The 13,230-nt window shown below is 61.8% G+C and carries 11 protein-coding genes; 5 read left to right on the top strand and 6 right to left on the bottom strand.

The window, feature by feature from the left end; translation table 11 throughout:
• Window positions 1-60: 60 nt before the first annotated feature.
• Window positions 61-1,074: a ferredoxin reductase domain-containing protein gene (locus ACF3NP_RS11770; protein WP_181889160.1), complete on the top strand. Its 1,014-nt coding sequence runs from the start codon at window positions 61-63 to the stop codon at window positions 1,072-1,074.
• On the opposite strand, the gene ACF3NP_RS11765 is transcribed toward ACF3NP_RS11770, so the two are convergent.
• Window positions 1,064-1,894 carry a carbon-nitrogen hydrolase family protein gene (locus ACF3NP_RS11765; protein ID WP_181889161.1) on the bottom strand — a complete coding sequence of 277 codons (831 nt, stop codon included), beginning with the start codon at window positions 1,892-1,894 and terminating at the stop codon, window positions 1,064-1,066. The genes ACF3NP_RS11770 and ACF3NP_RS11765 overlap by 11 nt on opposite strands.
• A gap of 91 nt (window positions 1,895-1,985) precedes the next feature.
• On the opposite strand from ACF3NP_RS11765, the gene ACF3NP_RS11760 reads away from it, so the two are divergent.
• The 3 genes from ACF3NP_RS11760 to ACF3NP_RS11750 all read left to right on the top strand — a co-directional run bounded on the left by ACF3NP_RS11760 (window position 1,986) and on the right by ACF3NP_RS11750 (window position 5,203).
• Window positions 1,986-2,237 (top strand): hypothetical protein, encoded by a 252-nt coding sequence (locus ACF3NP_RS11760; protein ID WP_181889162.1) that lies wholly within the window; start codon window positions 1,986-1,988, stop codon window positions 2,235-2,237.
• Entirely contained in the window at window positions 2,234-3,301 is a 1,068-nt protein-coding gene (locus ACF3NP_RS11755) for an alpha/beta hydrolase (RefSeq protein ID WP_392398730.1), read from the top strand. The genes ACF3NP_RS11760 and ACF3NP_RS11755 overlap by 4 nt, the downstream gene beginning before the upstream one ends.
• Window positions 3,302-3,436: 135 nt before the next feature.
• Window positions 3,437-5,203, top strand: a complete 1,767-nt coding sequence (locus ACF3NP_RS11750; protein WP_181889164.1) for a pyruvate dehydrogenase — start codon at window positions 3,437-3,439, stop codon at window positions 5,201-5,203.
• A gap of 154 nt (window positions 5,204-5,357) precedes the next feature.
• Here ACF3NP_RS11750 and ACF3NP_RS11745 read toward each other — a convergent pair whose 3' ends face one another.
• Entirely contained in the window at window positions 5,358-5,762 is a 405-nt protein-coding gene (locus ACF3NP_RS11745) for a hypothetical protein (RefSeq protein WP_181889165.1), read from the bottom strand.
• A gap of 25 nt (window positions 5,763-5,787) precedes the next feature.
• The gene (locus tag ACF3NP_RS11740) at window positions 5,788-6,207 is read right to left on the bottom strand and encodes a hypothetical protein (RefSeq protein WP_181889166.1); all 420 of its coding nucleotides are present in this window, start codon (window positions 6,205-6,207) and stop codon (window positions 5,788-5,790) included.
• 198 nt (window positions 6,208-6,405) lie between these two features.
• On the opposite strand from ACF3NP_RS11740, the gene ACF3NP_RS11735 reads away from it, so the two are divergent.
• Window positions 6,406-6,741 carry a hypothetical protein gene (locus ACF3NP_RS11735; protein WP_181889167.1) on the top strand — a complete coding sequence of 112 codons (336 nt, stop codon included), beginning with the start codon at window positions 6,406-6,408 and terminating at the stop codon, window positions 6,739-6,741.
• A 307-nt stretch (window positions 6,742-7,048) separates the two neighbouring features.
• On the opposite strand, the gene ACF3NP_RS11730 is transcribed toward ACF3NP_RS11735, so the two are convergent.
• From ACF3NP_RS11730 to ACF3NP_RS11720, 3 genes are all read right to left on the bottom strand, one after another.
• Window positions 7,049-9,553 (bottom strand): zinc metalloprotease, encoded by a 2,505-nt coding sequence (locus ACF3NP_RS11730; RefSeq protein ID WP_181889168.1) that lies wholly within the window; start codon window positions 9,551-9,553, stop codon window positions 7,049-7,051.
• A 9-nt stretch (window positions 9,554-9,562) separates the two neighbouring features.
• Entirely contained in the window at window positions 9,563-12,616 is a 3,054-nt protein-coding gene (locus ACF3NP_RS11725; RefSeq protein WP_181889169.1) for a Rib/alpha-like domain-containing protein, read from the bottom strand.
• 188 nt (window positions 12,617-12,804) lie between these two features.
• A complete protein-coding gene (locus ACF3NP_RS11720) occupies window positions 12,805-13,215 on the bottom strand; it encodes a heat shock protein transcriptional repressor HspR (protein ID WP_181889170.1) in 411 nt (136 codons plus the stop codon).
• Between the last annotated feature and the right edge of the window lie 15 nt (window positions 13,216-13,230).

Below are 13,230 nucleotides of genomic sequence, written 5' to 3'. Positions count from 1 at the left end.
CACTTATCACATTCAAGCCGGGTGCAACTTTAGCCCACAGGCGCTAGGTAACCTGTTTTCATGCCTTCCGCCCACTTTGCCGAGATACTGCGCACCCACGGCCCGCAGGTCAGCCGCGCGTGGCGCGCCCGCTTCTCCGAGGCGTACCCGCAAGCAGAAATGATGCTGCCTCCTGGCGACGAGATGCCGCCAGTCCTCATGCGCGCCGCCCTCGCCGTGCTCGAGCGCCCCGCCGATAAGGTCCGCGACGATCTGAAGGCGTTGGCGCTGGACCTGCGCCGCACAGGGTTCCCGGCCGAGGAGTACCCCAATGCGGTGCACATGCTTATCGACGAAGCCGGGGCCGACGCGCCCGAACTGATCCAGGCGGCGGAGCTCATGCGCAATGCCGCCTCACAGGCGGACGTTGCTGGCGTGCCTGCCGCCACCGCCGCGCAGGTGACCAGCGTGGAGCGCCGCGGCGGGGTGCAGGTCGTGCGCCTGGAGGCCGGCACGCCGGTGCCCTACGCCCCCGGACAGGTCATCCCGGTGATGTCGCCGAATCGCCCCGGCGAGTGGACCGGCCTGGTCCCCGCGCTGCCGTCCAACCAGCTCGGGCAGCTGGAGTTCCACGTTCCCGACGAGATGCAGTTGCAGCCGGGCGACTGGTTGACGTTGGGGGCGGCGCGGGGCGGGGTACGCGGGGACGTCGATAGGCAATTGCTCCTGGTTGCCGCCGAGGGTGGGTTCGCGGCGGCGAAGGCGCTGGTCTTCCACTATTTGGAGCAGACCGATCCGCCGGAGGTGCACCTCGTGGTCGGTGCGAGCGGGCCGGAGGGGTTCTACGACACGGCGGCGCTGGACGCACTTGCCAAGGCGCAGGACTGGCTGGACGTGGCGTGGATTGCGCAGTCGCGGGTGGGTGCGCCGCTGGAGCAGGTGGTTTCCGGCGCCGGGATGTGGTGGGGCCGCGAGGTGATCGTGTGCGCGAATGAGGAGCGCGCGGTGAGCCTGGCCGCGGCGCTGGAGGTGGCCGGGGCGCGGGACGTGCAGACCGTCGCCCCCGATGCGGCGCCGGAGTGGTTTAGCGCATAGCGCTGTGCTGCCTAATCGCCTCTAGCGGCAGCTGCTTGCGTGCCTCGTCTGCGTCAGTCGGGTCGATCTCCACCACCAGGGTTTCCGGGCCGTAGCCGGCCTCCGCGAGGCGTGTGCCAAACGGGTCCACCACCACCGAATGCCCCGCGCCCGTGGGGCCTGAGGGCTCGCCGGCCTTGGCTTCGAAGTCCGGGCGCGCCTGGTCGGCCGCCGCGATGAACACCCCGGCGTCCAGCGCACGCGCGGCGGTGAGGATGTGCCACTGCCCCACCTTGCCCGGCCCGTCCGCCCAGCTCGTGGGTACCACAACCACCTTTGCGCCGCGTTGGGCAAGCTGTTGGAACTGCTCCGGGAAGCGGATGTCAAAGCAGGTGGCCACCCCCACCGTCACGCCGTCGTGGACGAACGTGACCAGCTCACCACCTGCGCGCACTGTGTCCGACTCCTTGTAGTTGAAGGCGTCGTAAGTGTGGATCTTGTCGTATCCCTTATGCACCCCGCCGCCGGTGATCAGCGCGGTGTTGTAGACGCGGTTGAGTTCCTTGCCGTCCACGGTGTTGGTGTCTGCGGGGCGGAACATGCCGGCGACGATGGTGACGCGGAGCTCGTCACTAAGCTTTTTGAGCCCTGTGGCGAACGGACCGTCCAGCTCTTCTGCCTGCGTATCCAGCCGCCCCTGCCCGAACGCCTGGCTGGCGGCCTCGGGCAGGACGATCAGCGTTGCGCCTTGGGCGGCGGCGTCGCGGACCAGCGGTTCGATGGCGGCCAAATTTTCCATCTTGTCGCTGCCGGAGGCGAATTGCAATAGCGCGATCTTCATGTGGATAACTCTAGGTGCGCCTCAAGGGAGTTATCCACAGATTTGGAACAGGGTATTGCGTCGGCTGTTGCGTTCGCGGATGGTTCGTTGCATGACATTTCTTCAACTGACCACAGAGACCGCACGTGCCGCCCGCAGCTGCATCCGCAGCTTCGGCGCCCTTCCCACCGCCCACCTGAGCCCGTCGCGCTCCGCATCCGCGCTCGCAACGTTGCAGGACACGGAGCATTTGCTTGTCGACGACACCACGTCCCGCCTTGACACCCACCTCCACGATGTCGCCGCGTTTGCGTCCGAAGTGGAGCAGGCAGATGCCCGATTCGGCAAGGAGCTCACGCCATGACATACAAACCAGCACTGATCGCATCCGAATTGTTCGCCGCGGCCGCCGCCACCAGATTGGCCGCTGAGGGTACGCGAGAGCGCGCGGAACACGCGCCGTTTTCAGCCGCTGTGATTGCGGATTCCGGGTTCCGCGGCCCCGCGTTCGAGGTCTCTGCGGCCAGGTTTGCGGACTACGGCTCGTCGCTAGGCGCAAGCGCCGAGCGGCTGGAGCAAGCCTCGGTGGCTTTGGTCGCCGCCGCCGCCCTGCAGCAGCAGTTAGACGAGGCCGCTCAGTTCATCGGCATGTACTCCCATTCCCGCGTCGTGCTGTGGCTCAACGGCATGTCCATGATGCTGGACCTGAGGCTGTCTCGGACCCTGCTGGGCGCATCTGGTAAAGAGCAGGACTACGACCCGCTGTTCGACCACCCGGACGAGTCCTTCGAATCCCTGCACGCCCGGCACGCGCAGACGGTGCCGGCCTCCACGCTGCGCGCGGTGGAGGACGCCGGCGGCGTTCTCCTGGAGGCCGGGCCGACGGCGAGCACGGTGCTCGTCGGCGACGCGGTGGACCCGGCGCGCGTGATCACCATGGTCGCAGGCGCGACCACCGGCAAACCATCGCAGCTGCCGGGCGAGCTGGAAAAGGCCCGGATGCTCTCGGAGAAAACCGGGGCCGCGGTGGTGGTGTGGCAGGGCTACGCCCCTCCCCCGCTACTCACGGACGCAGCCTCGCCCCACCGCGCCCACGCCGGCGCGGACGACCTCGCCATGTTCCAAGCCGCGCTGGAGGAGCGCTTCCCTGACGCGCAAAAGACCGTGGTGTCCCACAGCTACGGCACGCTTTTGGCCACCAAGGCGGCGCACCAGCACGGGTTGCTCGCGGACGACCTGTGGATCCTGGGCAGCGCTGGCGTGTCTGGCGAGCACGTCTCAAAGCTGACGCTCGCCGGACCGGAGGCGACGGTGCACGTGGTGGATTCCCCGAAGACCCGATCCTGCTGCTGCGCTCCGGGCCGACGGCGGCGCTCGGCTCGTCGCCGTCGTACATCGGGTGGGGCGGCGAGCGTGTGCTGGGTGTGAGAGGCGACCACACCGACTACTTCACAGACCCCGCGTTCTTGTCTGCTTTGCAACAGCGCGCCGACCCGCCTGCGTAAATGTCGTTACCATGGCGCACGTTGAATGAAACCACCTATAAGGAGAATTAGGTAGACAATGCCCAACTTTGCAGAACAAGTAGTCAAGCGCCTAGAGGATCAAGGCATTAAGCGCATTTACGGCCTGGTGGGCGATTCGCTCAACCCGCTGTCCGACGCCGTGCGTCAAAGCGACATCGAGTGGGTCCACGTGCGCAACGAGGAGGCCGCCGCCTTCGCCGCGGGCGCCGATTCCCTCGCCGCCGATGAGCTCGCCGTGTGCGGCGCCTCTTGCGGCCCGGGTAACACCCACTTCGTGCAGGGCCTGTTTGAGTCCCACCGCAACGGCGCGAAGGTGCTGGCCATCGCGTCCCACATCCCCACCATGGAAATCGGCTCCTCCTTCTTCCAGGAGACCCACCCGGAGCTGCTCTTCCAGGAGTGCTCCTCCTACTGCGAGGTTGTCCACGAGGCAGACCAGGGCATGCGCGTGCTCCACAACGCCCTGCAGAACACCCTGGCCGGCAACGGCGTGTCCGTGATGATCGTGCCTGGCGACGTCTTCGCCGCCGACACCGCCGAGGGCCCGCACACCGCGGACTCCGTGTACGCCACCGGCGCCAACAAGCGCGTCTACCCGGACCCGCACGAGGCTGCCCGCCTGGTGGAGGCGATTAACAAGGCCGACAAGGTCACCCTGTTCTGCGGCTACGGCGCGCGCGACGCACGCGACGAGGTCTTCGCCCTGGCGGAGAAGATCAAGTCCCCCATCGGCCACTCCTTCCGCGGCAAGATGTACTTCGAGTACGACAACCCGTACGACGTCGGCATGTCCGGCCTGCTCGGCTACGGCGCCTGCCTGGACGCGATGGAAGAGTCCGACCTGTTCATCATGGTGGGCACCGACTTCCCGTACACCGACTGGCTGCCGGACGAGAACGTCGCCCAGATCGACATCGACGGCACCCACATCGGCCGCCGCACCAAGGTGGACTACCCGGTCGTCGGCGACGTCAAGAGCGTCATCGAAAACATCCTCCCGCACATCGAGGAGAAGTCCGACCGCAAGTTCCTGGACAAAATGCTCAAGCGCCACTACCAGCTGCTGGACCATGTGGTGAAGAGCTACACCTCCAAGGCCTTCGAGTCCAAGAAGCCGATCCACCCGGAGCTCGCCGCATCCGTGCTGGACAAGCTTGCGGACGACGACGCCTACTTCACCGTCGACACCGGCATGTGCAACGTGTGGTCCTCGCGCTACCTCACCCCGAACGGCAAGCGCGACGAGGCCGCATCGTTCCTTCACGGCACCATGGCGAATGCGCTGCCGATGGCGATCGGCGTGCAGGCCGCGTTCCCGGACCGCCAGGTCATCTCCTGGTCCGGCGACGGCGGGCTGGGCATGCTCATGGGCGAGCTGCTCACCATCAAGCTGCACCAGCTGCCGGTGAAGGTGATCTGCTTCAACAACTCCTCGCTGGGCATGGTGAAGCTGGAGATGATGGTGGCCGGCATGCCGTACTTCGGCACCGACCACGAGCAGGCCAACTACGCCGAGATTGCCAAGGGCGTGGGCATTAAGTCCTTCCGCATCGAGGACCCGGACGACCTCGAGCCGGTGCTCAAGGAGGCCCTGGCCTACGACGGCCCGGTGCTCGTGGACATTGTCACCGACCCGGAGGCACTCTCCCTGCCGCCGGGAATCACCTGGGACATGATGAAGGGCTTCACCAAGTCCGGCGCCCGCACCGCCTTCCTCGAGGGCGGCGTCGGCCGCCTGTTCAACCTGGCCAAGTCCAACCTCCGCCACATCGGCGGTGCCGCGGCCATCGAGTTCGGCGGTTAAGTCCGGCCCGGTAGCCTCCTCAATGCGGAAACACATCGGCGTATGTAGTGTTGTGGAGGCTTCAAAAAGCCCCTAGCCCTCCATGGCTAGGAAGCGTTTCGAATTTTTACAGCACAAACGCCCGCGCTCACGTGTTCATTGCGCGGGCGTTTTGTCATTCGGTGTCCGACTTCCACTGCCGGTATCCCAGAGCCCGCCGGATCAGCGCCGACCACCCGACAACCTGCAGCACAATGGATGCCGCACCAAATGTGGCGTTGAGCCAAAACTGATCCTCGTACGGAAACCCGGTCAGCCTCAGCACCAGGCCGACGACGTACGCGACGCCCAGGTAGCCAGCGTCAACAATGAAATCGTTCACCCGGCGGTTCTGCAGCGGAAGCCCGATGAGCAGCGCGGCGGCAAGCATCCCCAGCAGGGGGACGACAACGTGGCCGCCGAATACCGCCACGCCTGGAAACGCGACACACAAAATGGCGATCAGCAGAAACTCGGGGATGCGAAAACCCCACGGTCGCGTGTCTTTGAGCAGCGGCGGTTCGCTGACACCTACCATCATGCGGCCGAGTATACGAACTTCCGCGTCACTTCCTCTTCCACGCCAGGAGCGCGATCGCACGCCGCAGCGCCGCGGAGACACCAGTCAGGATTATGGCTGCGACGAGGTACGGCATGATGGCCGGCAGCGCACCGTACGGATTGTCACTTTTGGCCAGAATGACGGCGGCAAGAACGCCCACCACGATGTAGGCGGCATCTCCCCAAAACCTGTTCACCGGCTGGCGCTGCAGCGGAATGCCCAGCACCATGCACATCAGCAAGACACCCAGCAACATCGGAGCGACGAAAAACAATGCAAACCCAAAACCGGCGCTGATTTCACTGTTCGCGTCCTCAACCACCATCCACGCCAACGCCGCAACCAGCAGGATGACTTCCGGGAAACGGAACCGCCACGGACCGGTCTCTTTGAGCAGCGGCGGAGCGCCAGCCTTAGTCGTCATGCGGCCGAGTTTAAAACCCCGGCCGCTACCGCGCGCTGCGCCGGCGGCGTCGAGAAGCAGCTGGCTCTCGGCCCTTAGGAACAGAGCTTTCTAGGATTTCAGTAACCCCGGCGATGTGCTTTCGCAGGGATCGTTCCGGGGCTTTCGGGGGAGAGTAGACAGGGGACCTCCTCGACTCCCTCGCGCGACGTCTTAGGCTTGACCATTCTGGTGGCCACCGAGGCATCAAAGGACATTGGTTGTTTTGTGCCGATCGCTACGTATCAGATTGGATACGAACGATTTCTCAGTCCTGCATCAGATAACTGGCCGCCTTACCATTGCGGTGAATTTGTCGTAATTGCTGTACCTGATAGGAGACCGACAATTAATTTCTCGATGCAGGAATTTCTCGTCTATGCGATCCTGGCTTTCATCGTAATTGCGGTGATTTGGTGGGTAGTCAAAATTCTGAAGGGTTTCGCCAACGGGTACCGATCGGTGAATAAAGCGGATTTGCGTGCTGATACCGAAAAGCAAATGGACAGGATGTAGGGGGAGCTTGCTAAGCGAAAAAGGGCGAGGAACTATTGAAGTCCTCTCCCTTTTTGCAATTTCGCCGGCGGATCTCCCCGGCTAAGCCGTTCTGTGGGGGTTTTCGACCACGCCTTCGTCCAGACAATCACGCGTTGATGGGCTCCGAGCGCAACGCTTGTAAGGACCTACCGCGCGCTGCGCCGGTGGCGTCGAGAAGAAGCTGGCTCCCGCGTGACCACTGCTGAAAAAGGAAATTCAGTAACCCCGGCGATGTGCTTTCGCAGGGATCGTTCCGGAGCTTTCGGGGGGAGTTTACAGGACACCGTTAAAACGGCAGCTGTGGCATGCCGTTCGCGTTCACCCAGCCCCAGGCTGCGATACCGAGTCCGGTAAGCGTCATGATCAGCCCCACGACGATGGAGGCGACATTCGACGGGTTTGACGAACCGTCGCGCTGAGGCGACGCGACAGCCGGTGTCGTGGTTGTGGTCACCGTGGACGTGCGAGGCGATTCAGCAGGAGTCACCGGGCGTGTAGGGCTCGGCGACTCCGGTCGCGTTTTCAACGGGGTCGGCACCACTGGCGCGGGCGCTTGGGGAGCTGTGGCGTTGGAGGTCGGAGTGGCCGGCGAAGGAGTGGTTGTCGCTGTAGCGGTGAGAGCGGGCTTCAGCTTCTCCTCAACGGCTTTCTTCACATTTGGCTTGGCATCAGCCGGAATTTGGTCGATGACCTCGCGCAGCTCTTCCTTCGTGAAGTCCAGGACCGGCACGTTGAGGTCCTGGCTGTACTGAACCTCATTCGCTTCGTTGTACAGGCTGAAACGGATGGGCAGTAGTTCTCCCTTGTAGCCGGTAAGCCCCGTGATTGGAACCTCGATAGGCAGTGCACCTCCGGAGGGATCGTTCACGCCTGGAACGGTGTATTTCTCGGTGTAGGTGCGGCCGTCGTAGGTGTACTCCAACAGGTAAGTGTGCTCGTCTACACCGTGGTTACTCACCTCAGCGTGGATGACGTTTTCGGAGTTCGCGGTCACGATGCCATTCGGACGCTCTTCCGTATCTACCAACCGGAAGCCGCCCTTGCCGTTGTTCTTCTCCGCGGCGACGAGCACCAAATCGCGGGTGCTGGCATCCTCGTTCTTCGAGACTTCTGGGGTCTCAATGTGTCCGATCGCTTGCCCAACCTTGCCACCGGTGAAATTGAGGTTCTCCCAGTCAGAGCCAATCTCGTACTCGCCCACAAAACACGGATCCTCAATTTTCAGGGTGGCGCACCGTTCCTCAAGCTGCGATGGGTTGCGTGAAATCCCCTTTGTAAAACCGAAGTGCTCAAACTGATAGAGGTAGTTCATCGTGGACACATACCCGGGCACCCAGTTGTACCCCTCTGCGCGCTTGGGCTGGTTAATCGCACCAGAATGCCCGAGCCCGAGATTGTGACCGAATTCGTGGAGGATGGTGTTGCGCACCTGCTCGTCGCGATTCATCTGTTCGTACCATGCGACGTAGAACGATCCACCTGGCATTGACCCCAATCCGGAAGCGTCGTTACCCGGTGCCATTTCGTCGCCGATGACGCCAACGTGGAACACCGCCTCCCTGTCTTTCAGGAGCCTGGTGCTGTAGCCATCCAGAACCTCGCGTCCGCTCTTGCCGTTAAACGGGTGCTTCTCAAACTTGATGGGACCACCTTTGAGCTGCCCCGGTTCAGCAGAGACGAAATTCGAGTACCAGTTGCCCGCGTCGATGTGCAGCTTCACGCCGTTTTCATCAAATTCTTTGACCAATTCGTCCAAAATCTGTTTTGACGGCCGGTAGGCATTCTTGTTGGCCTCTGCGCATTCGACCCAGTTCATCGTCTTTTCGATGTTCTTAAGGAAACGCCCACTGACGTTGCATGCGTTGCTGTTGAGCTCCGGCTCCATCCAGTTGAGCTGGAGGAACACGTCCTTCTGATCGGGGCGCGCACCCCACTTCGCCAGGTCGAGCCTTTGCCCGCCTTCCGGTGTGAATGAGCCCCGCTCCCACTCGTCGGGAATGCCGTCTTCATCTATGTCTTGCGTACGCAGCTGCGGCGTGAGCTCGACGCTTATCGACGCCGTCACGGTCTCCCCCGACTTCCAGCCACGCCACCAACCCGCTCCCTGCGAGGACGCATCGCCATCTGGAGCCTGCGCTCCCTTCGGGCCATCCTGCCCCCAACTGGCGTTCGGAATGGCTTCACTGGGTTCCCCTGCGAACCCAGACGTCTGGTAGTCGCCACCGAATTCCACCTGCATGTCGTAGCCCGGAGTGACAGAACGGGCGATCATCTTTCCGTCTTCGACCTCACCCACGAACTGCGTTGGATCATCCATGGATGCGCGGACAAAGTGGCGAAGATCAAGTTGCAGGTTCTGCTGTCTAGGCGTGGTGTTCGTCGCCTCAATGGTGACGTCGACACGCGAGTCGTGCATTCGAATCGTGCGGACGACTTCAATTCCCGTCCCCGGGTCAACGCTCACCAACTCGACTGCGTCACCGGTTCGATTCACCTGTGCAGGTGTGGTGAACTGCGGCGCACCGCCGATGTACATCGACGTTTGGATGTCCGTACGCAGCCTTCCCGCTGCGGACAGCGGCGCGTTCCAGGTGAACTCCAACTGCGAATACTGATGAGTTGCGTCGAGGGTTGCGGCTGCAAGCGAACCAGCGCCATCGCGGGTGTATTTGGCAACCTGCCCCTCTATCTCGGTGGCTGCATTTGCGGGACTACCCGGAGCGACCGCGAGCCCACCCAGCGCAAGCGCAGTGGTGGCGGCGAGAGCAACAATTGTCTTTGGTTTACGCATGATGCCTTCCTAAAAGTTGATCCCGTTCTGGCGCAGTACATCGCGGATGAGGTCCTGGTTTTGTACGGCGGCGAAACCCGCACCGCCGATGAGAGCCAACGCACCAAGCACGAGGGCAAGAATGCTTCCGACACTCGATCCGCTGTTTTGAGCTGGCGGAGCCGGAGCGGTGACAGTTGTTGTCACCACCTTGCTGGTTGGTGGAGTAGGTGTCTGCGCAGTCGGTTTGGTCCGCTTGGCTGCCTTCGCACGGACCTTCACCTCCTTCTGGGAGTTATCTTCAAACGTGGCCACAACCGGGATAACAACCTCTTCGTCCACCCGCACGTTTTCATCTGCGCGAACGGTCAGCTCACCGGTGGCCGGATCGATGCTGACGTCCCAGTTTGGTGCCTCGAAGGTGTCCTTCAACGCGAAGGTGGTGTTGTCCGGCACGTCGCGCTTCGTGTCCTCTGAAGTCGTGTCTCCTACCGGGACCGACAGCTCGGCCCACTCCGGCTTTGCGGTGCGCGCGATGGAATCCGCCACTACCTCTGCGGTGATGAACTCGCTGGATCCGTCTGCATATCGAACCTCCAGGACGGGGAAGTACCTCGTCCCAGGTACTGCGTTCGCGGGCACCGTCGCCTTGAAGGTGCCATTTCGCTTATCGACGACTACGTCGGCCAACCCTGCGGCGTCGGCAAGCGCGAAGCTCGTGTTCGCTCCAACATTGCCGTGGCGAGCCGACGTAGCCTGCTCACCTGCCTTGGCTACAGCTTCGCGGTAGACGGGCTGGTACTGGTCAGCGTCTACGCGCGCCTCGGCGACGCCAATGATCGTGGTGATCTCCTTGGTGGAGCCGTCCGCAAACAACGCGACCGTGGTGAAGGACAACGGCGTGGCGTTCTCAGGTGCAGTAGCACGCAGATCACCGGTGTGCGGGTCGACGGAAACACGCCAACCGCGCAAGTCGTTCTTGTGCCCAGCGATAAACTCCACGTCCGCCGGCAGGTCACGGGTACCTGTTTGCACAATTTTCACCGCGCGGTTGGGCGCCGCTGCCTTGCCCGATTCGTAGCCCAGCGGTGTCTCATCGGCCTGAGTCTTTTCCACGATTTCGAACGGCACCAGCACTTCATCGACGGATCCGTCCGGGTAGACCACCTCAACGGTGACCTCATGTACCTCGCCCGGGGCTGCGTCAGCTGGCGGAGTGTACTCAACCAGTTGGCGAATGGTGCCGTCTTCCCCAGGAACCCGAACAATCTGCGTACCCGGAGTCTTCGCCTTCAACGTTGTTCCCACCGGCAGCGGCTGGTTGTCAAACATCTCGCCCTGGTCATGCAGCGTTGCCAGCGGATCGACCGAAAGGCTTGTCTTGTCAGCTCGGGCATACGCGGTTGGGAACGTCGGCGTGTACCGGTCGCTGTACCTCTCGGCTGAATCCGGCGCGACGCTCACCGTCGGACGAGCAAGCGACGGGGCTGGTGTGGTCGGCTTCGGTGTCGAAGGAGCGGTAGTCGGAGTGGGCCTCGCAATTACCTGAACAACGCCTACGGCAACATTGGAGCTTTCGTCCGTGTATATTGCTTCAACTGGCACCGCGATCGTAGTGCCTGGCACCGCATTTTCTGGGACCCGTACTTCGAATACACCCCCGCCGAGTGCACCTACTACTGGGGGCGAATAGCTGTAGCGAATGTTCGTCGGCTCGTCCACGACTTTGTCCGATGAATAGAAAATTGCACGCAGCCGTACTTTCTCACCGGGATAGCCAGAGACGCCCTCTTCAAAGTGAATCTGATTCCAATCTGCCATTGCTGGTGCCGAAATTTCGAGGGGCTCGGCTAAAATTCTGAAAGTCGTCTGTATGGCAAACCCGTCTGCGCCGAAGATAGAGGACCCGTCTTCATCAACGAGACTCACAGTTACCTCGAATTCAGAGCGCTCATTCACGACACCCACGATCCGCTGGCCGAGATCCGAATAGGACATGGTCTCAGGCAGGCCTCGTACCTCAATTCGGGAACCATTCGGCATGTTCGACACTTCAACGGGAATTGAGAGGTACTCACCCGTTGTCACTTGCTGTTCAGGAATTGGGGTGATTTTCGCGGGTTTGGAGTTCGAGTCGAACGGATTGGAGCCAGCTAATACCTCTGTAGCAGTATCAACCTCGTCGCCGTCAGGGTCCCCCTCCATGGCCCAAAATGTCCAACCCCCACCGTTGTCGCTAGGTCGATCCAGTTCGATCGAACTCACTACCCTGAGATCACGTTCCGACCCGTCCGCAAAACGGAAGGTCAGAACGGCTTCATCATCAGAGGGTGCTGCCTGGATGAATCGGTTCCAGTCAACTGGTTTTCCCTCAAAACGAGCATCATAAGATCTCGCCATATCTTCCAGGGACGGAACGTGAATTAGGTATTCACGAGTCAACGCATCGTATCCGTATTTCCACACTGAATGCTCAGCGAGAGAACGGTAGACGACTTCTACGGGATTGGGCTTATCGAGATCAGCTGGCGGCACAGGTTCACGCACAACACTCCCGATTTGATTCTCACGAAAAGTTCCGAAAGGCAGATAAGAGGGGGAGTAATCCGCATCCGAACCAGGCGTGATGAACAAAACCGGGAAGGGATCATCATGAATCCTATTTCCCGCGGAATCGAAGATCTCAATCGTGCCCCGAAGCGTTTGAGGGCTATCAGAAACCAAAATATCGTAGGTCCACAGCGTATTGTCTTCGCCGGACTTCCGAATGTCAGCAGAGATTTCTACGCCGTCGCCATCTCGAATCACAACCCAGACCGGCTCTTCTGGATCAACTAATTCCAATTTGAGGCGTTCCCAGCCACCCGTTCTAATCTCCAATGGCAGATCTGTATCAGGTAGCTTCACCTTCGTGCTCGAAGCGCGATCTGCGCTCACTTGTGCTTCGGCGAACTCAGGAGTGTCAGTCACTGCCTGGACTGCCGATACCACCAGCGCCAACGACACCGCAGCTGCCGCAATTGTTGTACCCCGCCTGCGCGAGCCGAGGGAACGTGGACCAGAAACAGAGCGGGATGCGCCCATAGGATCTCCTTTATCAGGACCAGAACTTGGCAGAAACTGGAGCGACCCTGTCCAAACCCTGGAAGTGTTACCAAAAGGAGAATATGGCGAAAGCCCGAGCCTTTCAACGGCTCGGGCCTATTTTATGCAGATTAAAGGCGCTGCTTAGACACCTTTTAGCTACACCACCCCCAACCGGCGGTGTGTACCTACCGCGCGGAGCGCCGGCGACGTCGAGAAGCAGCTGGCTCCCACGTGACCACCGCAGTGGAGCGGGGCACGTGCACGAGCTCGCCGCCCCGGCGAGAACCGGACTGCAACTTCTGGCGCAGCTCCTCGTTGTGGCCGCGCTGGGTTTCCAGCTCGTCTTGGAGGTCCTCGATCTGTTGGGACAGCTCGATGATCGTCTTGATGCCGGCGAGGTTGACGCCCTCCTCCTGGGAGAGGTGCTGGATGCGGCGCAGCATGGAGATGTCGCGGCGCGAGTAGCGGCGGCCGCCGCCCTTGGTGCGCATCGGCGTGACCAGGCCGAGCCGGTCGTAGGTGCGCAGGGTCTGCGCGTGCATGCCGGTCAGCTCGGCGGCAACGGAGATGACAAAGTACTCCTGTTTTTCATCCATCGTCTACACCTCCTT

It is taken from the genome of Corynebacterium lehmanniae (genome assembly GCF_043161975.1).
Lineage (GTDB): Bacteria > Actinomycetota > Actinomycetes > Mycobacteriales > Mycobacteriaceae > Corynebacterium > Corynebacterium lehmanniae.
This window is presented reverse-complemented; position numbering and strand designations above follow the sequence as displayed.